Here is a 20,798-nt window from a genome sequence, read left to right as displayed (position 1 = left end):
TGAACAGCTAATGCCATCAAATATTAATGACCAAACAATAAACAAGGGGCTGTAGTAGATAAGGATTAAATATCACACCATTTTCTCAGGAATTTTAGCTGATTAGATGGTGAACCATAGTTAAATCTAAACTCGCACTCTTTTAAAAACAAATGGAAGTTTTTCTTATTAATCCCATTATACTTTCTGAGTGTTCGTTTAGACTGATTCCAGAAGTTCTCAATGCCATTGATGTGATTGTTTTTATCGCAAGTGAACTCTATAGAGTGATTGACTCTGAAATGTTTAAACTCGCTCACATCCAGTGCATTGTAACTTCGATAGCTATCCGTATAAACAAAGCTGTCAGGCTTGATTTTACGCTTAATAACAGGCATTAGAGTAGTCTGTTTGGTGTCTGCTACGACAATGGTATACACCTTACCGTTTCGTTTTAGAATACCAAATACAGCGGTTTTACCAGCAGCCCCGCGACCTCTTTTGCCTTTGCGTACACCGCCAAAGTAACTTTCATCTAATTCGACCTCACCATCAAAAAGCTCATCAGCTTCTAATGAGAGATGGTAATCTATCACAAGTCTTATTTTATGATAAAAAAGTGCAGCAGTATTAGGCTGAATATCAAGCAAATCTGCGGCTGTTCTAGCAGTCACTTCAGCTGTGAAAAACTCTAACAGCCTTCGCTGTACTTTTTTACTTAGTTTACAACGGGTTATCTTCATAAAAGTAGTCTAGCATAGTGCTTATCTACTACAGCCCCATAAACAATATCGGATTGGTATTGTTTATTTCTGTTTTTAGTGCTGACTTAATCGCTCCCTCATTGATAATGAGTTGCAATACTTAACGTCAATAACATTATTCTTATTCCATCGCTTAGCGCGATATCCACCTAATATTTAATAGGCCTATTATGGCAAAACCCATTTATTTTTACGGCATTCATGCCATTGATGCGTTACTTAAACACCGCCCTTTGGATGGTCTTAGCTTGTTTGTGCAACAGGGGCGCGAGAGTGACAGTCATGTACAAGCCATTATGGCTGAGGCGGAAGCCAATGGTATTAGCATCCAGCCGACCCAAAAAGATAAGCTGACACAGCTATGTGGTAGTCCGCAGCATCAAGGCGTGGTACTCAATGCTCGTCCGCTAGGTTTTGCTGATGAAGGTCTGCTTGATACCATTATTGGTCGCGAACAGTGCTTATTGTTAGTGCTAGATCAAATAACAGACGCGCATAACTTTGGTGCTTGCTTGCGTACAGCTGTAGCAATGGGTGTGGATGCCGTGGTTTGTCCAAAACACCATGCAGCAAGCCTGACGCCCACAGTCGCTAAAGTATCCGTTGGTGCCGCAGAGATGATGCCAATTATTAGCGTCACCAATTTGGCACGTACACTTTCGCAAATCAAAAACGCAGGAGTATTTGTGTTTGGTACGGCGCTCAATGCCGATGCTAAGCCTATACACGCCGCTGATCTGACTGGCAAAACAGCCATCATTATGGGGTCAGAAGGAGAGGGGATGCGCCGCCTGACAATGGAGAGCTGCGATGAGCTGGTCTATATTCCGATGTCAGGAAACGAGCATGGCAACCTACAAAGCTTAAACGTAAGCGTCGCTACTGGTATGGCTCTATATGAGGTTAATCGCCAGCGAACTTTAGCTGCTGGGCAAGCGTAAGGTACTCTTGGTGTAAGGGTTCTAGCTGTAAGTATAGAGAGGCAAGGTCGCTCTCGTTAAGTATGATATCGTCTGCATGACGATTGCGCTCTTCACGACTAAGCTGGTTGGTCATAATGGCTTTGATTTTTTGAATACTTTGATCATCACGCTGACTGGCACGCGCAAGCTGCGTGTCTTCGGTGGCATCCATCACCAAAATACGTTGACACAAATTGGCAAGACCCGCTTCTGCTCCCTCAATGAGTAGAGGTGCGGACAATACCACATAAGGTGAGGTACTAGACTCTAACTGTGCTTTCGCTGTCTCACGTATCGCTGGATGCGTGATCGCCTCAAGCTCAATAAGCGCTTCAGGGTTTGCAAATACATGCGTACGTACAGCGGCCCTATCCATTGACCCATCACCATTTAACACCCAATCACCGAATCTTTTTTGGATTTTGCGCAGAGTATCGCTGCCTTTAGTAACGATCTCATGAGCGATCACATCGGCATCGATAATATCGATCCCTTGCTCAGAAAACCAAGCACTAGCAGCGGATTTGCCACTACCGATCCCGCCTGTTAAACCAACGACGAGCGTCTTGTTTTTTGTCTGTAGATTCTGTGGTTGACGCGAATAAGATTGTGCGGCTTTATTTGACATAATGATGGCTTATTTGACAGAGGTAGTAAAAGCAGTGACTAATGAAGAAATTGCTTATCAATAATTATGCTTATAGATTAGGGTAAAAAACTTACTATCAAGACTTAGTAAGTATACATACCAAGATACCAGCTGACGATATCTGAGCCGTATAATAAAGCAACAATGCCTGCGACAGCAATGTAAGGACCGAAGGCAAAAGGCCTGCTCTCACCTTGTTTTTTCATCAAGATTATTCCGACGATCGATCCAAGCAAGGATGATAATAAAATAATTAATGGCAACATCATGGGTCCGAGCCAAGCACCTAATACTGCTAGTAATTTAAAATCACCTTGTCCCATCCCATGTTTCTTAGTGATTAAATAGAATACTTTAACGACGATCCAGAGTGATAAAAATCCGAAGAGTAAACCCCATATCGACTGCGTTGGTGAGACAAACCAGCCTTGTGAGTTGACGGCCAATCCTAGACCTGCTAGTGGAAAAGTCAGGCGATCGGGTAGTAGCTGCGTATCAAAATCAATACCGGTTAGAGCCACTAGTGTCCACACTAAAACGAGCGCTGACAATCCAGTTGCATTGACACCGAATTTGTAGATCACGAGCACCGATAGTAAAGCGGTTGCTAACTCAACTACAGGATAACGCAAACCAATCGCAGCTTTGCAGTTTGAGCAGCGCCCTTTTAGTGCCAGCCAGCTGATTAAGGGTATGTTTTCATACCATCTGATCTTATGAGCGCAATGGGGGCAGCGTGAGGCAGGTCGACTCAAAGTAATGGGTTGGTCAGTAGCCACGACATTCGCTATAGGTAACGTATGCTCGCGTGGCATATCTGCCTGTTCGATCATAAATTGGCTACATTCTTGTCGCCAACCGTAAATCATCATAAGTGGGATACGATGAATCACAACATTTAAAAAACTGCCAACACAAAGACCTAACAAACCAAATACGACCAAGGCTAGAGCTATATTTTCTTGTAGTAACTGTATGAATTGCATTAAACCATTATCCTACGACTGAGCCCATTTGGAAGATTGGTAAGTACATCGCAATGACCAGACCACCAACTAATACACCCAGTACAGCCATGATCATAGGTTCCATTAAGCTGGTCAAACCATCAACGGCATTGTCGACTTCGTTTTCGTAGTAGACAGCGACTTTATCTAGCATTTCTTCCAAGCTACCAGACTCTTCGCCGATACCCACCATTTGAATAACGAGACTTGGGAATAAATTGGTTGAACGTATGGAGAACTGTAGTTGCTGACCAGTAGAAACGTCATTTTTGACCTGTTGAGTGGCATTATAAAACACGACATTATTGGTCGCACCAGCAGTAGAATCTAGCGCATCAATGAGAGGTACACCAGCGGCAAAAGTGGTAGATAGGGTACGAGCAAAGCGAGCAATAATTGCTTGGTAAGCAATATTGCCAAAAATTGGTGCTTTTAATACTGCACGGTCTAAAAAGTCACGGAATTTTTTAGAGCGTTTTTTGGCTTCTGAAAATCCGATAATAGCCCCACCGATAAAAATAATTAAAATAAACCACCAAGACTGCATCCACTCAGACATACCCACTACCATTTGAGTAAAAGCAGGTAGCTCTGCGCCAAATGACTCAAATAGGTCTGAAAATACAGGCACGACTTTTATTAGTAGAATCATAGTAACGATAATGGCAACTACGATGACAGCAATCGGATATTTTATTGCTTTCTTAATCTTTGCTTTTAGTAGTTCGCTTTTTTCTTTGTAAGTCGCTACACGCTCAAGCATGGTCTCTAGCGCACCCGATTGTTCACCAGATTCGACGAGTGAGCAGAATAGATCATCAAAGTAACGAGGGTGTTTACGTAGGGCGGAAGCAAAGGTGCCACCTGCTTCGATATCAGCTTTGATTTGTAGCACCAAGTCTTTCATACTCGGATTATCAAGCGAATCTGCTACAATTTCAAAAGATTGAGTCAGCGGGACACCTGCTTTCATCATCGTTGCCAATTGTCGCGCAAAAATCGCAATATCAATGGCTTTAATTGGTTTTTTGAAGGTGTAGAGCGGTTTTGGTTTCTTCTTGATACCTTTAACCGTGATCCCTTGCTTGCGTAAAGTTGCTTTGGCTAACTCTAAGCTACGACTAGTGGTTTCGCCTTTCACCTTTTGCCCGCGCCGGTTTACGCCATCATAGACAAAGTCCAACAGCATGTCAGTCTTAGCTTTTGCCATATTACTACCCTCGAAATTGTCTAATATAGATATTGCAAACATAAAGCAGAATACCAGACAAAATTGTTGGCTGGTATACTTTATTTTAGCGCAAAAAACCAGTGCCTATCTGTTTTATTTTTAAGTATATCTATTAGATAGTATTTCTACGTTAGGAGCCTTTAGAAAGAAAAATACTAGAAGATTAATAGTTGCATATACGACTTAATGCTTATGCTACTTATTCAGAAGTAACGCGCATCATTTCTTGAATACTAGTGACACCTTGCATAACTTTTAAAACCCCAGAACGGCGTAGATCTCGAAAACCATTTTTGAGCGCCGCATCTTTGATATCTATGGCATTGCCATCTTCCATAATGATACGTGAGATGTCGGGGCTGACCTTCATCACCTCATAAATACCTACACGGCCTTTATAACCTTCACGGCACTCATTGCAGCCCACTGGCTCATAAATCACGTTGTCTGGATTATCCAAATCTGCATCAGTAAAACCAATCTCTAGCAAACTTTGACGAGGGATATTGATCGGTTTTTTACAGTTCTTGCACAGTCGCCGCGCCAAACGTTGCGCAATGACTAAGTTGACTGACGTTGCAATGTTAAAAGAAGCCACACCCATATTACGCAAACGCGTCAAGGTTTCAGGTGCTGAGTTGGTATGTAGGGTCGACAGTACCATGTGTCCTGTTTGTGCCGCTTTAATAGCGATCTCGGCAGTCTCCAAGTCACGAATCTCACCAACCATGACAATATCAGGATCTTGACGCAAAAAAGACTTGAGCGCATTAGCAAAGGTTAGGCCGACCTTAGCGTTGACATTGACCTGATTGATACCTTCAAGGTTAATTTCCACAGGGTCTTCGGCGGTTGAAATATTGGTGGCACCAGTGTTTAAGATATTGATACCTGTGTAAAGAGAGACTGTCTTACCAGAACCAGTAGGGCCAGTAATCAGTAGCATACCTTGCGGTTTGTGCAGCGCTTCTAAAAACATCTCCTGCTGATCAGGTTCATACCCTAGCGCATCAATACCAAGCATGGCTGATGAAGGATCTAGGATACGCAAAACGATTTTTTCACCGAACAAAGTTGGTAATGAGTTTACCCGGAAATCAATGGCTTTCGTTTTAGAGATTTTGAGCTTGATACGTCCATCTTGCGGTACTCGGCGCTCTGAGATATCCATTTGCGACATGACTTTCAAACGCGCTGCGATTTTGCCAGCGAGCTGGACTGGCGGATTGGCTATTTTTTCCATCACGCCATCAACACGAAAACGTACTCGGAAAGATTTTTCATAGGGTTCAAAGTGCAAATCAGAAGCACCCATACGAATGGCATCGACCAACATTTTATTAACAAATTTTACAACAGGTGCTTCATCGACCCCATCACTAAGCTTCGTTTCACCGTTATCGTTACCTTCATCACCATCTTCAAAACCAACATTTAAGTCACTGTCAGAGAAGCTGTCAAAGCTCTGCATCGTATCAGCGTAAACGCTTTCGATACGCTTTTTTAGCTTATTTTCTTCAACAACAATCGTTTCAATAGACAAGCGAGAATTAAAGGCAATAGCATCAATAGCATCAACACGAGTTGGATCACTGAGCGCTACAAATAAGCGTTGGCCGCGCTTGAATAATGGCAATGCATTAAACTTACGGACGATTTTTTCATCGACTAAGTCCTTTGGAATGACATCAGTGCTGAGCGCATCGAGATCGAACAAGGGATCGCCAAAGGCTTGTGATAACATTTGAGCAAGGTGATAAGAATCAGCCAGTTTATTGTCTACAAGGTACGGCACCAATCCGATTTTCTGCTCCTGCGACTCAATCTGCGCTGTTTTCATATTTGCTTCGCTAACGACGCCATCACTGATGAGCTGCTGCGCTAGACCACCATATTTACTGGTTGTAATAGACATTATGACCTCTCCTTGATAAAGGGTTTGCACACCGCTTTAGAATACAGACTACTATATATGCTTTAATAATATTTGCGGTAATGGATACGTATTTTGATTCAGCAAGTTATTTCTACTTCTTTCGTAATAACTTAGAGAGCATTTAATAATTTTTAATTTCTGTTAGACACAATATACGACTTGACTTTATTTTAGTTTAAAGGCTTTCTACAAATGATTAAACAATCAATACATTAAAATCTCTGTTTTTAGTTGTCATTTTTGAACATAGGTATTGAAAAGCACCGCTGCTTTTGGCAGCACACTACTATAGCACTTACGAATTATTTGTTATACTGGCGCGCATATGAGCCGAATTGGCGCGAATACATGAGACAAGGTAAATAAGTATGCAAGCTTGGGTGATCGGTAATTGGAAGCAGAATCCAGCAACTAGCCATGATGTTGATGCGCTGTTAAATGACCTGCTGACTAAGGTTGATGCTAAAAATCAAGCTAAAACGCCAACCTCTAATAGTCAATGCAAATTGATGGTAGCACCAAGCTGTATTCATTTGGCCGCAGTCAGTGCACGCTTAGCAAATACTTCAATAGTTAGCGCCGCTCAAGACGTGAGCGCTCATAGTGCAAGCACAGGCGCTTACACCGGAGACTGCTCAGCACAGCAAGTCGCAGATACAGGAGCTACTTGGACGATACTTGGTCACTCTGAGCGTCGCCAGTATCATAAAGAATCTCATGACTGTCTAATAAATAAACTGTCTCATGCGTTTTCTCAAAATCTTGGTGTGGTGTTCTGTATCGGCGAAACGCAAGAACAGTATGATAATGGTCAAACACTTGACGTTATCAATGAACAACTCTCAGTGATTAAAGATATGCTTGTTCAGCAACCAGATTTAGCAACATCGTTATCTGAAAAACTACTCGTCGCTTACGAACCTGTCTGGGCAATTGGTACAGGTAAAGTACCGACTGTGGCAGAAGTGAGTAAGACTCATCAACATATCAAGCAAACCGTTGCGGGCTTTGCTGACATAGCAGGTGCGATTACCGTACTGTATGGCGGTAGCGTTAATGCTGATAATGCTGATAGCTTTGCTGCTGACTCTATGATTGATGGCGCATTGGTTGGCGGTGCCTCATTGAAAGCAGATAGCTTCTTAGCGATCGCTGATGCTTTTAGTCAAGCGAATGCTTAATCAAATAAATAACGCTCAGATATCAGTATCATAGCCGATAGACAGTATGGTTTTACCAGTTGGTAAAAGTAGGTTTAACAGTACCCTTGCAATCGTGTACAATGCGCCTTATTTATATAATCGATTTGGTATCATGAGATGCTAGTCATTATTTTTATTAACCTTACGTTTTATTTTCCGTTATCAGTCGTCATTACGCGGCAAAAGAGGCCACCATGTTTACGTTTATATTAGCCCTGCATATTATCGTGGCCATTGCCATGATCGGCTTGATTTTGATACAGCATGGTAAAGGGGCAGATGCTGGGGCTTCTTTTGGTGCCGGCTCATCAGGTACCGTATTTGGTGCAGCGGGAACTGCCAACTTTTTGACGCGTGCGACTGCAGTACTAACGGTCATATTCTTTATTACCAGTATGACGCTGGCGGTGCATGCGCGTAAGCAGGCCGAAGACCAGTTTCGTCTAGACGCGCCAGTGTCAGCACCGCAAACGCCGCGTCCATTGACACAAAATCCTGAATAAGTGGCTTTTGATTAGTCAGCGCTTGCTATTTTGGTAGGTTACATTTACAATGCTTTTCTGTTTTCGCAAGTTCTTATCTATTAATGCCTACCTTACGCATTATATATAGTAGATAGGAAGTTAGAGAACAGGGTAGTAAAATGCGATTGTGGTGGAATGGTAGACACGCCATCTTGAGGGGGTGGTGGCGCAAGCCGTGGGGGTTCAAGTCCCCCCAATCGCACCAAGTTTCACAGACGTAGCATAGCGTCAGGTTGGATTTTTAGTAGTAACCACTTGATTTATAATTATTTAAAATAAAGTGTTGACACTTCTACATTATCTCCCTATAATATGCGTTCTAGATTGATGCGGGGTGGAGCAGTCTGGTAGCTCGTCGGGCTCATAACCCGAAGGTCGTTGGTTCAAATCCAGCCCCCGCTACCACTTTTTATACTGATGTTTTGTACACTAAATTTGTCAGTACCGATTAGCCCACCATAATGTTTGTGGGTTTTTTTGTATCTGAAGGTCAGTGTTATCGCGGTATCTATCCTACTTATGCTAAGCTCTAGGTCTATAGAGTACGATATTACTCGTCACTGGTCATCATCGGCCGCCACTGGCACGATGCTCCTTAAGCAACACTATCTTTTATTCCTCACGCTTTTATCGATAGTAGTGCTTTATAACTAATAAAAGCATTGTTTGGCTGAGCTTGATGTTTTTTAGGCTCGTCCCTATATAAACGCACAATACCTGTTATATGTTTGTGGTTTACCATTATATAATGACCGTAATTCTTACTATATATAAGTATGAAAAGAGCAAAGCTTTGATACGGTTTACTGAGTACGATAGATAAGCGAATAGGAAAACACAAAGAGATTATGAAGCTTTCGACTAAAGTTGCAGAACTGACTAATATTATTGCCCCTGCTGTGGCCGCTTGCGATGTGTCGCTATGGGGTATAGAATTTGCGCCACAAGGCCGTCGCTCTTTATTGCGTATTTATATTGAGGCATTGCCAGAAGAGCAAGCCCAAGATAAGCACGTTACTATCGAAGACTGTGCCGCAGTGAACCATCAAGTAAGCGGTATCTTAGAAGTTCATGATCCTATCGCTGGTGAATATATTTTAGAAGTGTCTTCACCTGGTTTTGACCGTGCATTTTTCTCAGATGAGCAGATGCATGCCTATGTGGGTCAAACAGTAAGCTTACGTTTGATTCAAGCTATCGGCACAGGTGATCAAAAACGTCGTAAAGCAACAGGTACATTAGATAGTATCGATGAAAAATCTTTAAAACTGACGTCAAGCGATGGTGAGCAGTTTGAGATTGCATTAAGTAATATTGATAAAGCCAACTTAGTTTACGAAGATGCCTAACTACATATTATTAGGCAGCTGCTCATAGATCAGCAGTGTCATCTTCAAATAGCTTATGTGGCTTATAGTAACTATATAATAGCAACACCCAAATTATAAAATTTAAGTCAATTAAAAAATGATAGGACAGGTATAGCATGAGTCGTGAAATCTTAACGGTAGTAGAAACTGTCAGTAATGAAAAGGGCTTAAATCCTGAAGATATCTTTGAAGCCATAGAAGACGCTTTGGTGGTATCGACCAAGAAAAAAGTATATACCGAGCAGCCAGAAGTGGCTGTGCGAGTAGCTATTGACCGTGCAACTGGCGATTATGACACTTATCGTTATTGGACCGTGGTTGCAGATGAAGACCATGAAATGCCTGCTTGTCAGCTTGCTATCACAGATCTTGATGCTGATGAATGGTCAATTGGTGATATCAAAGAAGAGCAAATCGAATCGATTGAATTTGGTCGTATTGCGGCTACTCAAGCAAAACAGGTCATCATTCAAAAAATCCGTGAAGCGGAGCGTGCACTTGTTGCAGACGCTTTTGAGCCACGTGTTGGTGAAATGATGTATGGCGAAGTCAAGAAACAGACACGTGATGGCTATATCATCGACTTAGGCGACAATGCTGAAGGCTACTTGTCACGCGATCAAATGTTGCCACGTGAGCAGCTACGTGCCAAATCGCGTATCAACGCCATCTTATATCATGTAAACCGTGAAAACCGCGGTGCACAACTATTGTTATCTCGCACGCATCCTGAAATGCTATCAGCGTTGATGCAAAAAGAAGTACCTGAGATTGCAGAACAAATTATTGAAATTCGTAACGTCGCTCGTCTACCAGGCACCCGTGCTAAAATAGCCGTGAAGACCAACGATCATCGTATTGATCCAGTCGGTGCCTGTATTGGTATGCGTGGTACACGTATCCAAGCAGTACAGCAAGAGCTAGATGGTGAGCGTATCGATGTCGTGGTATGGTCAGATGATCCTGCTCAGTTCATCATCAGCTCTTTAGAGCCAGCTGATGTCAGTAGCATCATCTTAGATGAAGACACTCAAACAGCAGATATTATTTTTAGCACCAACGATCAACTGGCACGCGCGATTGGCTCTCAAGGTCAGAATGTACGTTTAGCTTCTGAGTTGACTGGCTATAAGCTGAATATGATGCTCGAAGAAGAGTACAAACAGCGTCAAGAAAACGAATCAAAAGCATTCATTGAATTATTCTATGAGCGCCTAGAAGTTGATCAAGACTTAGCACAGGCACTGGTTGATATTGGTTTTACCAGTATTGAAGAAGTCGCCTATGTGCCAGTCGATACCTTCTATGACATTGAAGGGTTAGACGATGAAGCAATCGACATGATTCAAGAACGTGCTAAAGACGTCGTCATTGCTGATGAGCTGGTCAAACAACAGAACATGAAAGAGCCAAGTCAAGAGCTTCAAGAGCTTGAAGGTATGACAGTCAGCTGGGCTTATAAAATGGCACAAAAAGACATTATTACCGTGGATGATTTGGCAGAACAAGCCGTCTTCGATCTAGAAGATATCGAAGGATTAGACTCCGAAACTGCAGGAAAACTCATCATGAAAGCTCGGGAATCTTGGTTCGATGAATAAGCGGTAACTGCATATCGCTGTCTTTTGGTGATATGCTATTGAGAATAAAGTGCTGGTGTCTACATACTGTAAATACTGGCCTTAACCCAATCATTTGTAGCCAACAACTGAATTGAACATATAGCAAATAATAGACAGTAGGTGATAATAAATGGCAGATAAGACCGTCAAAGAACTGGCAGAAATGGTAGGCAAAACTACAAGTGCTGTAAAGCAGCAACTAGTAGATGCTGGCCTGCCTGCTCGCGCAGAGGATGACCTAGTCACCGAGTTTGAGCAAGAGAAGTTGGTGACGTATTTAAAACAAAGTCATGGTCAAAACGAAAAGCGTCGTATTAGTCTCAAATCTAAGACAACGAGCACCGCTCGTGTGACTGGCTCTTCGGGCAAATCTAAGAGCGTCAATGTTGAAGTGCGTAAAAAGAAAGTATTCGAAAAGCCTGATCCAGAAAAAATGGCTGAAGAATTAGCCGCGCGCGAGCAGGCTCTCATTGAATCTCAAGAGCGTGCTGCTAAAGAAGCAGAAGAACGTGCTGCGACCAAGAAAAAAGCAGAAGAGCGCCAAGCGGCAACTTTAGCTGCAATGCGTGCAAGCTTAGGCTCTAGCAAAAAATCAGACGACAAAAACGATGATATCTCCACCTCAGTTGTCGTTAAAAAAGGCGGTAAAGCGAGCAAAGCCACCGTTGAAGTCAAGCCTAAAGAGCAGCCAAAGAAAAAGGTTGCTGCTACTAAGCCTAAAGTTGAGACAGCTGCTGAGCGTAAAGCTCGCGAAACTCGTGAGAAAGAAGAAGCGCGTTTACGTGAAATCGAATTAGAAACTCGCCGTACTCAAGCAGAAGAAGCGCAAAAGCGTACGCTTGAGCAAATGCGTAAAATGGCTGGTAAATATACCGATCGTGAGCCTGTTACCGAAGTACGTAAAGATGAACCATTGGCTGAAGGCCTGGTCGGTGATGCATTAGAAGAGTCATTCGAAAAAGAACGTCGCGAAATCAAACGCGGTGCAAACAGCACTGGTGCTCGTGGTCGTCGCCGTAAAAATCAAGATGAGCGTGAAATCAAAAACCGTAAAAACGGTTTGCGTTCAACACAAGCATCACAACATAAGTTTGAAAAACCTGTCGAAAAAATCGTCTATGATGTTGAGATTAGTGAGCAAATTTCAGTTGCTGATCTGGCACAGCGTATGGCGGTTAAAGCTCGCGAAGTCACTAAGCTACTCATGAAAATGGGCGAAATGGCTCGTGAATCAGACACGATTGACCAAGCAACTGCAAGTTTACTGGTTGAAGAGATGGGTCACAACCCAGTACTAGTCAGTGATACCAAAGTGGAAGATGATCTACAAGACGCCGTTGATGAGCGTAGCAGTAACGTTCAAACACGTCCGCCAGTTGTCACTATCATGGGTCACGTTGACCATGGTAAGACATCACTACTTGATAAAATTCGTGAAACGAAAGTTGCGAATGGTGAAGCGGGTGGTATTACTCAGCATATCGGTGCTTACCACGTAAAAACCGATCGTGGTGTTATCACTTTCCTTGATACTCCAGGTCACGCAGCGTTTAGCGCAATGCGTTCACGCGGTGCTCAGGCAACTGATATTGTTGTACTTGTCGTCGCAGCTGATGATGGCATGATGCCACAAACGGCAGAAGCGATTGATCATGCACGTGCTGCTGGTACGCCAATCATTGTTGCTATTAATAAAATGGATAAGCCAAGTGCTGATCCTGACCGTGTTCTCAATGAATTGACTACCAAAGAAGTCGTCACAGAAGAATGGGGCGGCGACACACCAATGGCACGTATTTCAGCCAAGACAGGCGAAGGTATCGACGACTTACTAGAGTTTATTAGCTTGCAAGCTGAGTTAATGGAGTTAGAGGCGCCACTAGACGGTGCTGCACAAGGTGTGGTTATTGAATCAAGACTCGAAAAAGGTCGTGGTCCCGTGGTTAGTGTTCTAGTTAAGAAAGGCACGTTGAAACAAGGCGACTTGGTTCTAGCTGGTGAGTACTACGGTAAAGTACGTGCACTAACGGATGAGAATGGTCAACGTGTTAAATCAGCTGGCCCTTCTATTCCTGTAGAGATTTTAGGTCTGCCTGAAACACCTGCGGCTGGTAGTGAATTCTTAGTAGTAACGGATGAGAAAAAAGCGCGCGAAGTTGCGGCCTTTAGAACCAACCGTGAGCGTGAGCGTCAACTTGAGCGTCAAAATGCCATGCGTTTAGAAAGCATGTTCGATCAGATGGGTCAAGGCGATGTGTCATTCTTGAACATTGTATTGAAAACAGACGTACGTGGTTCACTTGAAGCACTACTAGCTGCCCTAAATGAATTGTCTACTGATGAAGTAAAAGTCAGAGTCATCAGTTCAGGCGTGGGTCCTATCTCTGAGTCTGACGTAACACTTGCAGAATCTAGCGAAGCGGTATTATTAGGCTTTAACGTCCGTGCAGATGCCACCGCACGCCGTAAAGCAGATACAGCTAACATGGATATTCGTTACTATAGTGTCATCTATGGTTTGATTGATGATGTGAAATCTGCAATGAGTGGTATGCTTGCTCCTGAACATCGTGAGAAAATCCTTGGTGTTGCAGAAGTTCGTGAAGTATTCCGCTCTAGTAAGTTTGGTGCGGCTGCTGGTTGTATGGTGGTTGAAGGTACAATCTATCGCAACAAACCTATCCGCGTATTGCGTGATGACCAAGTTATCTTTACTGGTCAATTGCAATCATTACGTCGCTATAAAGAAGACGTCAATGAAGTACGTACTGGTATGGAATGTGGTCTGGCCGTTCGTGGCTATGATGTCGAAGCTGGCGATAAAATCGAAGTCTTTGAAATTCAAGAGTTCGCCCGTACTATCTAAAGCCGCTGTTCGATAACAGAGTATGTAGCAATGCAATATGCCAAATGTGCTGAGCATGCTAGATACTCTGTCGATATTCAGCTGTACTTAGGCCTATCAGGTACACCCTGCTAGGCCTTTTTTAGCAAATATCATTACTACATTTTTTAGCAAACAGTTCTATATATTAATAACAATAAGCCCATTAAAGTAAGGTAACAACATGAACCAACGTCTACAACGCTTATCCGATCAGATCCAGCGTGAGCTTGCTGTTCTTATTCGTGATGAAGTCAATGATCCTCGTCTGACAGGTTTTGTCACAATCTCCAGTGTCAAAGTGAGCCCAGATTTAGGCTATGCAGATATCTATGTCACTATCATGGAGCCTGAGCTCAATGATGCCATGACTAAGACCAATCACGAAGAAAGCGTCAAAGTACTGAATAAAGCAGCAGGATTTTTGCGTACTGAGCTGAGCCATAGCCTAAAAACACGTACTACGCCGCGTCTACGCTTTCACTATGATGAAGTGACTGCTCGTGGTAACTACATGATGGACTTGATCAGTAAAGCCGTCACCAAAACTGAGCAAAACGAGAATGACGAGTAAGTTATTATTATGTCTATAGCGTCTAAGCAACCTGATAAAAAAGCCAGCAAAGCACCTGAAAAAATAAAAGTTTCAGGGGTTATCTTGGTGGACAAACCCAAAGGTATGACTTCACAGCAAGTTGTGTCGAAAGTGAAGTATTTGTTTAAGTCACCGATACACGATAGCAAAAAGGCTGGTCATACTGGTACGCTTGATCCGATGGCAACTGGTTTACTGCCGATTTGCCTAGGCGAAGCGACCAAGTTTAGTCATTATCAACTGGATGCTGACAAATCTTATCAAGCAACGATTTTACTTGGTAGCCAAACCGATACGGGTGATGCAGACGGTCAAGTGGTGGCACAATCATCTATTCCAACATTTGATGATGTTTCATTGGCTACTATCGCACAGCAGTTTCTGGGCCCTCAGCAGCAGATACCACCGATGTATTCAGCATTAAAAAAAGATGGCAAAAAACTGTATGAGTATGCCCGCGCTGGTATTGAAATCGATAGGCCACCGAGAGATATCATTATTAAGGCGATTGAGCTGCATGCGATTGATGATATACAGATTTATTTGACAGTCACTTGTACCAAAGGGACTTACGTACGCGTATTAGCAGAGGATATTGCGAAAACATTGGGTACGCTTGGACATTTAACGGCATTGCGTCGCACGCAAGTCGGTAATTTTAGTATTGATGACTCTATTGCACTATCGGCTTTAGAAGACAAAGACTTAGATAGCCGACACTCTCAGTTATTGCCTGTCGATGCGTGTATTGATATCGATGCTGAGTTGGTACTGACCGAAGAACAATGCGCGCGCGTACATATGGGACAGCGCTTAAACGTATCCGATAGCTTAATAGGTAAGCTTAGAGATTATGTTGCAAGCAATGCTGCTCATCAAATATCCCATGCCAGTGAAGCAGAAACCAATATTGCTGGTTCTGATATCGGTACTGAAGACAGCATGGACATCTCGCAGCCTTTAGAGCACGAGCTACCTGTTGATATACGCTTGATCAACGAGCAAGGGGCATTTCTTGGATTGGGCGCTGTTAGCCTCAATGGACGCTTACAGCCTAAAAAGTTGATTCAGCGCTGATAATAGAGTGATTGCTATAGCTAGTCTGTTAACTGTGGCCTATTCAATTTACTAATAGTTTACACTAATCACATACCGTCACATTTTATTGCAGGTTTTACCTATGGTGAAACCTGTTTTTTTTGTACAGTAGATACCCTAGCTAGGGAAGACTGGATCAAAAATAAAGTGGAAAAATAATATAACAATAAAAAATAAGAATAAAAAGCATGTAGAAAGGACGTTCTTTAATAAGAAAAAATATGTCAGAGGATGACTATTATTGATGCAAAAATCATTTATCAAATCATAATAAACAACAAAAATTATCGCGCAATAATAAATTCGATTATAAAGACTCGAATGTAAATAAACAGAAACAAGTATAGACAGAAAAGGAAATATTATGAAAACGATCGCTTTTTTACTACACAATAATTTTGAGCAAGCAGAATACGAAGACGTTAATAACCAGCTGAAAGACAAAGGTTACAAGACCCTTCTGATCACTACCAATGAAGACAAAGAAGTGCAAGCTATGCAGCAAGATGTAAATAAAGGTGATACCTTTACTGCTGATATCTTCGTAAAAGATGCAAATGTTTCCGATTATGATGCGTTGGTGTTACCAGGTGGTACGGTCAATGCGGATACCATTCGCGGTAATAAAGAAGCCCATGATATTATCAATGCTATCAATGATGCAGGTAAACCATTAGCTGTGATATGCCACGCTCCTTGGGCGCTTATCAACACGGGCATTGCTAAAGGCAAAACACTAACAGCCTATCATACGCTGCAAACCGATCTAGAAAATGCTGGTGCGACGTATGTCGACAAGACTGTACAAGTCGATGGCAATTTAATTACTTCACGTAATCCAGATGATATCAGTAACTTTGTCGATGCTATCGACAAAGCATTGTCTTAAATTTTGCTTCATTTATTGAAAGATGAAAAATCAAAAATTCTCAACTATTTATAATTACAATTAAGGAAAATATTATGTCTAACTCTAACCCAAATGATACTGAACTTGAGCAACAACGTGCTGAATCGGCAACTGCTGCTCTTAAAAGTCAAACTGAAGACAACCATACTGAAAGCAGCGAAGCAGCAGCAGACCGCATTGCTAGTAATGTAGAAGATGCTAAAGAAGACAAATAGTATCTTTGTGTGTCATTCAATCTAGAATGGCACAACTGCATTTGGCTTTAGCTTAGTAGCAATAATTATCTTAGTATTGGTAACTGTAAAATAGATATGTTGAAAAATAATAATGTAGGAGCTAACATGAGTAACTCAACAGATAATATGGATGCGCAAGAAAAAAAAATTCAGCAATTATCAGAAGACATTGATCCTAGTGAGGATGCTACTCCTGATAGTTTGGCAGAAGTCACCACAGCGTCACCACTTGACGATGACGAGCTAGGTGGCAATGCAACACAAGATGATGTTAACAAATAAGCAAACATTGTCATCTTTTGATAAATTGTCCTCCCATTAATGCCAGATCCGAATTTACAAGTTTTATGAAAAACTGCTGATAGTTCAGCAGTTTTTTGTTATAATTGCCCTCACATTTAAGTCAGGTTTTAAATAATGTATGTTGGTTAGATCCACACCTTAATTAGGTGTTGACGTTGACAAATATAATGCATACGTTCAAACGTGTTAAATGGTCGTTATCTTTAACTGAATTTGTCGTACACTAGGTTAACTCTAGTAATGCAGGGTTGTCCTGAATGGCGCGCAAGTTATTTTATTTACTATTCTACTGCTTTTAATCTGACTCAAATTGTAGTCCGTTTTTAAAGCTTTTAGCATTGCTGGAGATATTTATGCTAACTAATACCGATCGTGAACAAATCATCGCTCAATACCAACGTGGCGAAAACGACACTGGCTCCCCAGAAGTTCAAGTAGCTTTGTTGAGCGCTCGTATCAACGATTTGCAGAATCATTTCAAAGCACATAAAGCTGACCATCATAGCCGTCGCGGTCTTATCCGTATGGTTAACACGCGTCGCAAATTGCTTGATTACCTAAAAGGTAAAGATCTTGGTCGCTACACCACTCTTATCAGTCAGTTAGGTCTACGTCGCTAATTTAACGACAATAGTACGAGTGGGTGGTAAAACAAAGGACGCCATTATATGGCAGAATCTTAAAATTTTTGCTAACTGCTTGGAACTTGTTTGTTGTTATCGATAAAATAGATTTTTCTAAAAACGGTGTGGAATAGTTTCACGCCGTTTTTTTTATGCTTATTCATTTTGAAAGCTATGTTTAGATAGCACCATTTGTCTAAAACACATCAAGGTTGACAAACATAAGCGACCAAAAATAGTGATAATGATGCTGATTGGGCGTTAAAATCAGTATTTCCTATCGATAACGGCTCTGTTCTGCAATTAATTGGTCAATGGCTATAAATCACTGTAAAATAATGCCTTGTGAGTTCGATAGTATATCTACTGAATATATAGCGACTACTGATAAAGTACTTGTCTCTTAGCTTACTGCGTAAATAGCTGATTCTTAAGAGCGTAGACATAGCCTAGACGGTCTTTAGCGCCGAAGTCTTTTGACTTAATGTCTGTTTGATAGTATTTATAGTAAAGCCAAAATTGAACGACCAAATATACATAATAGTACGATGTTTAGCACGAAAAGATATATGAAATAATTAGGTAAAGTTATTGGCATTGATTGAGATGATTTCTAATAGAGAGATTGTCAGTTAATGACCATATACACAGAATTTTAATGACAGATATCAGGTTTTTTAAAGCTGATATCACTTTTGTCAGTCAACATTAGGAAGATTATATGACAATGTTTAATACCATTAAGCGTGAATTTCAGTACGGCGATCAGCAGGTCGTTATCGAGACAGGCCGAATTGCCCGTCAAGCAAACTCTGTATTAGTACATATGGGCGGCGTTACGGTACTTGTCGCAGCAGTCGTAAAATCAGAAGCCAAAGAAGGTCAGAATTTCTTTCCGCTCACTGTCAACTATCAAGAAAAAATGTATGCAGCGGGTAAGATTCCAGGTGCTTATGGCAAACGTGAAGGCCGCGCTAGTGAGTTTGAAACACTAACTTCTCGCTTGATTGACCGTCCGATTCGTCCGTTATTTCCTGAAGGTTATGTAAACGAGATTCAAATTACTGCCACCGTTGTATCATCAGATAAAACGCAGTCGGCAGACATCGCTGCATTAATCGGTGCTTCAGCCGCATTGGCTATCTCTGATGCGCCATTCAATGGCCCTGTCGCTGCCGCTCGTGTTGGTTTTATTAACGGCGAATACGTACTAAACCCAACGACTGAGCAGCTTGAAACCAGTGATCTAGATTTGGTCGTGGCTGGTACTAAGTCTGCGGTATTGATGGTTGAATCTGAAGCAGCTGAGCTGTCAGAAGATCAGATGCTAGGTGCGGTATTATATGGTCATCAGCAGCAGCAAATCGTTATCGATAATATCGCGTCAATGGCGGAAGAAATTGGTACTGCTAAGCAGCAGTATTCTGCTCCTGAGCGTGATCAAGCACTGACTAGCAGCATGAAAGAGCAGTTCGGTGAGCAAGTTGCGGATGCATACACGATCACTGATAAGCAAGAGCGCTACACGAAGCTTGATGAGATCAAACAATCAATCATTGATACGCTTGCGGGTGATGCTGAGTCAGAAACTTATGCGGATACTGTGTCTGAGCTAAAAGAAATCTACAACGACCTTAAATATCGTACTGTTCGTGACAATATCTTGTCAGGTAAGCCGCGTATTGATGGTCGTGATCTTGAGACGGTTCGTGCACTTGACGTACAAGTGGGTGTTCTACCATATACACATGGTTCAGCACTGTTTACCCGCGGTGAGACGCAAGCATTGGTTACTACCACGCTTGGTAACAGCCGCGATGTCAACATGATTGACTCATTAGGGGGCACGATTCGTGACCATTTCATGCTGCATTACAACTTCCCGCATTTCTCAGTGGGTGAGACGGGCCGCGAAGGTATTCCAAAGCGTCGTGAAATCGGCCATGGTCGCCTTGCACGCCGAGGTGTACAAGCGATGCTGCCAGATAGCGAACGCTTCCCATATGTCATCCGTGTGGTATCAGAAATCACTGAATCAAACGGTTCATCGTCTATGGCGTCTGTTTGCGGTGCAAGCTTGGCGTTGATGGATGCAGGCGTACCCTTAAAAGCACCAGTTGCTGGTATCGCGATGGGTCTGGTTAAAGAAGGCGAGCGTTTTGCTGTCTTGTCAGACATCTTAGGTGACGAAGATCATCTAGGTGATATGGACTTTAAAGTAGCCGGTTCTAAAAACGGTATCACTGCACTACAGATGGATATCAAAATCGAAGGTATTACCCCTGACATCATGGAGCAAGCGCTTAAGCAAGCCCATGCTGGTCGTATCCATATCTTGGACGCAATGAACCAAGTATTGCCTGAGAGCCGTACTGAAATCAATGCTCATGCACCAAACTATGCCGTTATCGAAATCAACCCAGACAAAATTCGTGACGTTATCGGTAAAGGCGGCGCAACTATCCGTCAGCTAACCGAAGAGACTGGTGCGGTTATCGATATCGATGACGCTGGTACGATTCGTATCTTTGGTGAAAACAAGGCAGCGACTAAAGCCGCTATCGGTAAAATCGAAGCAATAACTGCTGAAGTTGAAGTTGGCAAAACTTATGAAGGTACGGTTGCTCGTATCGTCGACTTTGGTGCATTTGTGAATGTTTTACCAAACACTGATGGTTTAGTACATATTTCACAAATCGCAGAAGAGCGCGTAGAAAATGTATCTGATTATCTGAAAGAAGGTCAGGTCGTTAAAGTGCTTGTGCAAGACGTTGATAACCGCGGCCGTATCAAACTGACGATGAAAGGTGTTGAGCAGAACTAAGGCTCAGTATTTGATGTAGTTTGATTCATAAAAACCGCCTTGGGATGCTCTTATGAGTGCCCAAGGCGGTTTTTTTATG

General features: G+C 42.3%; 18 protein-coding genes and 2 tRNA genes. 15 read left to right on the top strand and 5 right to left on the bottom strand.

All coding sequences use genetic code 11. The features are described from left to right. Positions 1-65 precede the first annotated feature (65 nt). Positions 66-722, bottom strand: a complete 657-nt coding sequence (locus BTW00_RS01270) for an IS1595 family transposase (protein WP_075105864.1) — start codon at positions 720-722, stop codon at positions 66-68. Between the two features lie 191 nt (positions 723-913). On the opposite strand from BTW00_RS01270, the gene rlmB reads away from it, so the two are divergent. Continuing rightward, a complete protein-coding gene (gene rlmB, locus BTW00_RS01265) occupies positions 914-1,684 on the top strand; it encodes a 23S rRNA (guanosine(2251)-2'-O)-methyltransferase RlmB (protein WP_075105863.1) in 771 nt (256 codons plus the stop codon). On the opposite strand, the gene coaE is transcribed toward rlmB, so the two are convergent. The 4 genes from coaE to pilB form a co-directional block, all read right to left on the bottom strand. Continuing rightward, positions 1,647-2,333 (bottom strand): dephospho-CoA kinase, encoded by a 687-nt coding sequence (gene coaE, locus BTW00_RS01260; protein ID WP_075105862.1) that lies wholly within the window; start codon positions 2,331-2,333, stop codon positions 1,647-1,649. The two genes, rlmB and coaE, sit on opposite strands and share 38 nt — an antisense overlap. 104 nt (positions 2,334-2,437) lie before the next feature. Next, the gene (locus BTW00_RS01255; RefSeq protein WP_075105861.1) at positions 2,438-3,340 is read right to left on the bottom strand and encodes an A24 family peptidase; all 903 of its coding nucleotides are present in this window, start codon (positions 3,338-3,340) and stop codon (positions 2,438-2,440) included. 7 nt (positions 3,341-3,347) lie between these two features. Further along, positions 3,348-4,571: a type II secretion system F family protein gene (locus BTW00_RS01250; RefSeq protein ID WP_075105860.1), complete on the bottom strand. Its 1,224-nt coding sequence runs from the start codon at positions 4,569-4,571 to the stop codon at positions 3,348-3,350. Between the two features lie 220 nt (positions 4,572-4,791). Continuing rightward, positions 4,792-6,507: a type IV-A pilus assembly ATPase PilB gene (gene pilB, locus BTW00_RS01245; protein WP_075105859.1), complete on the bottom strand. Its 1,716-nt coding sequence runs from the start codon at positions 6,505-6,507 to the stop codon at positions 4,792-4,794. 389 nt (positions 6,508-6,896) lie between these two features. Between pilB and tpiA the strand changes: the two genes are divergently transcribed. The 14 genes from tpiA (at position 6,897) to pnp (ending at position 20,719) form a co-directional block, all read left to right on the top strand. After that, complete coding sequence (gene tpiA / locus BTW00_RS01240; RefSeq protein WP_083603518.1) at positions 6,897-7,709, top strand: triose-phosphate isomerase; 813 nt, start codon at positions 6,897-6,899, stop codon at positions 7,707-7,709. A 215-nt stretch (positions 7,710-7,924) separates the two neighbouring features. Next, positions 7,925-8,233: a preprotein translocase subunit SecG gene (secG, locus tag BTW00_RS01235; protein ID WP_021814138.1), complete on the top strand. Its 309-nt coding sequence runs from the start codon at positions 7,925-7,927 to the stop codon at positions 8,231-8,233. A 142-nt stretch (positions 8,234-8,375) separates the two neighbouring features. Continuing rightward, positions 8,376-8,459, top strand: a tRNA-Leu gene (locus BTW00_RS01230). A 123-nt stretch (positions 8,460-8,582) separates the two neighbouring features. Next, positions 8,583-8,659, top strand: a tRNA-Met gene (locus tag BTW00_RS01225). Between the two features lie 443 nt (positions 8,660-9,102). Then, the gene (rimP, locus tag BTW00_RS01220) at positions 9,103-9,603 is read left to right on the top strand and encodes a ribosome maturation factor RimP (protein ID WP_075105857.1); all 501 of its coding nucleotides are present in this window, start codon (positions 9,103-9,105) and stop codon (positions 9,601-9,603) included. Positions 9,604-9,740: 137 nt separating this feature from the next. Further along, a complete protein-coding gene (gene nusA, locus BTW00_RS01215) occupies positions 9,741-11,225 on the top strand; it encodes a transcription termination factor NusA (RefSeq protein ID WP_075105856.1) in 1,485 nt (494 codons plus the stop codon). A gap of 151 nt (positions 11,226-11,376) precedes the next feature. Continuing rightward, positions 11,377-14,112 (top strand): translation initiation factor IF-2, encoded by a 2,736-nt coding sequence (gene infB / locus BTW00_RS01210; RefSeq protein ID WP_075105855.1) that lies wholly within the window; start codon positions 11,377-11,379, stop codon positions 14,110-14,112. A 202-nt stretch (positions 14,113-14,314) separates the two neighbouring features. Then, positions 14,315-14,704 (top strand): ribosome-binding factor A, encoded by a 390-nt coding sequence (locus BTW00_RS01205; RefSeq protein WP_058023606.1) that lies wholly within the window; start codon positions 14,315-14,317, stop codon positions 14,702-14,704. Between the two features lie 9 nt (positions 14,705-14,713). Next, positions 14,714-15,802: a tRNA pseudouridine(55) synthase TruB gene (truB, locus tag BTW00_RS01200; RefSeq protein WP_075105854.1), complete on the top strand. Its 1,089-nt coding sequence runs from the start codon at positions 14,714-14,716 to the stop codon at positions 15,800-15,802. A gap of 385 nt (positions 15,803-16,187) precedes the next feature. Next, positions 16,188-16,712, top strand: a complete 525-nt coding sequence (locus tag BTW00_RS01195; RefSeq protein ID WP_025652582.1) for a type 1 glutamine amidotransferase domain-containing protein — start codon at positions 16,188-16,190, stop codon at positions 16,710-16,712. 74 nt (positions 16,713-16,786) lie between these two features. Continuing rightward, positions 16,787-16,948, top strand: coding sequence for a hypothetical protein (locus BTW00_RS13990; RefSeq protein WP_178379228.1), 162 nt, complete (start codon positions 16,787-16,789; stop codon positions 16,946-16,948). Positions 16,949-17,074: 126 nt separating this feature from the next. After that, on the top strand, positions 17,075-17,251 hold the full coding sequence (locus BTW00_RS13985) for a hypothetical protein (RefSeq protein WP_178379227.1): 177 nt from the start codon (positions 17,075-17,077) through the stop codon (positions 17,249-17,251). 374 nt (positions 17,252-17,625) lie between these two features. Beyond that, positions 17,626-17,892: a 30S ribosomal protein S15 gene (gene rpsO / locus BTW00_RS01190; protein WP_045443035.1), complete on the top strand. Its 267-nt coding sequence runs from the start codon at positions 17,626-17,628 to the stop codon at positions 17,890-17,892. A 724-nt stretch (positions 17,893-18,616) separates the two neighbouring features. Further along, entirely contained in the window at positions 18,617-20,719 is a 2,103-nt protein-coding gene (pnp, locus tag BTW00_RS01185; RefSeq protein ID WP_058023602.1) for a polyribonucleotide nucleotidyltransferase, read from the top strand. Positions 20,720-20,798 lie beyond the last annotated feature (79 nt).

This window comes from Psychrobacter sp. C 20.9, from assembly GCF_001921765.1.
In the GTDB taxonomy this organism is placed as follows: Bacteria; Pseudomonadota; Gammaproteobacteria; order Pseudomonadales; family Moraxellaceae; genus Psychrobacter; species Psychrobacter piscatorii_B.
This window is presented reverse-complemented; position numbering and strand designations above follow the sequence as displayed.

Coding starts and splice junctions, on each gene's coding strand:
- BTW00_RS01205 (WP_058023606.1), top strand. CDS start 14,315: ATGAACCAACGTCTACAACGCTTATCCGATCAGATCCAGCGTGAGCTT.
- nusA (WP_075105856.1), top strand. CDS start 9,741: ATGAGTCGTGAAATCTTAACGGTAGTAGAAACTGTCAGTAATGAAAAG.
- BTW00_RS01250 (WP_075105860.1), bottom strand. CDS start 4,571: ATGGCAAAAGCTAAGACTGACATGCTGTTGGACTTTGTCTATGATGGC.
- BTW00_RS01195 (WP_025652582.1), top strand. CDS start 16,188: ATGAAAACGATCGCTTTTTTACTACACAATAATTTTGAGCAAGCAGAA.
- pnp (WP_058023602.1), top strand. CDS start 18,617: ATGACAATGTTTAATACCATTAAGCGTGAATTTCAGTACGGCGATCAG.
- infB (WP_075105855.1), top strand. CDS start 11,377: ATGGCAGATAAGACCGTCAAAGAACTGGCAGAAATGGTAGGCAAAACT.
- secG (WP_021814138.1), top strand. CDS start 7,925: ATGTTTACGTTTATATTAGCCCTGCATATTATCGTGGCCATTGCCATG.
- tpiA (WP_083603518.1), top strand. CDS start 6,897: ATGCAAGCTTGGGTGATCGGTAATTGGAAGCAGAATCCAGCAACTAGC.
- rlmB (WP_075105863.1), top strand. CDS start 914: ATGGCAAAACCCATTTATTTTTACGGCATTCATGCCATTGATGCGTTA.
- pilB (WP_075105859.1), bottom strand. CDS start 6,507: ATGTCTATTACAACCAGTAAATATGGTGGTCTAGCGCAGCAGCTCATC.
- truB (WP_075105854.1), top strand. CDS start 14,714: ATGTCTATAGCGTCTAAGCAACCTGATAAAAAAGCCAGCAAAGCACCT.
- rimP (WP_075105857.1), top strand. CDS start 9,103: ATGAAGCTTTCGACTAAAGTTGCAGAACTGACTAATATTATTGCCCCT.
- BTW00_RS01255 (WP_075105861.1), bottom strand. CDS start 3,340: ATGCAATTCATACAGTTACTACAAGAAAATATAGCTCTAGCCTTGGTC.
- coaE (WP_075105862.1), bottom strand. CDS start 2,333: ATGTCAAATAAAGCCGCACAATCTTATTCGCGTCAACCACAGAATCTA.
- BTW00_RS13990 (WP_178379228.1), top strand. CDS start 16,787: ATGTCTAACTCTAACCCAAATGATACTGAACTTGAGCAACAACGTGCT.
- rpsO (WP_045443035.1), top strand. CDS start 17,626: ATGCTAACTAATACCGATCGTGAACAAATCATCGCTCAATACCAACGT.
- BTW00_RS01270 (WP_075105864.1), bottom strand. CDS start 722: ATGAAGATAACCCGTTGTAAACTAAGTAAAAAAGTACAGCGAAGGCTG.
- BTW00_RS13985 (WP_178379227.1), top strand. CDS start 17,075: ATGAGTAACTCAACAGATAATATGGATGCGCAAGAAAAAAAAATTCAG.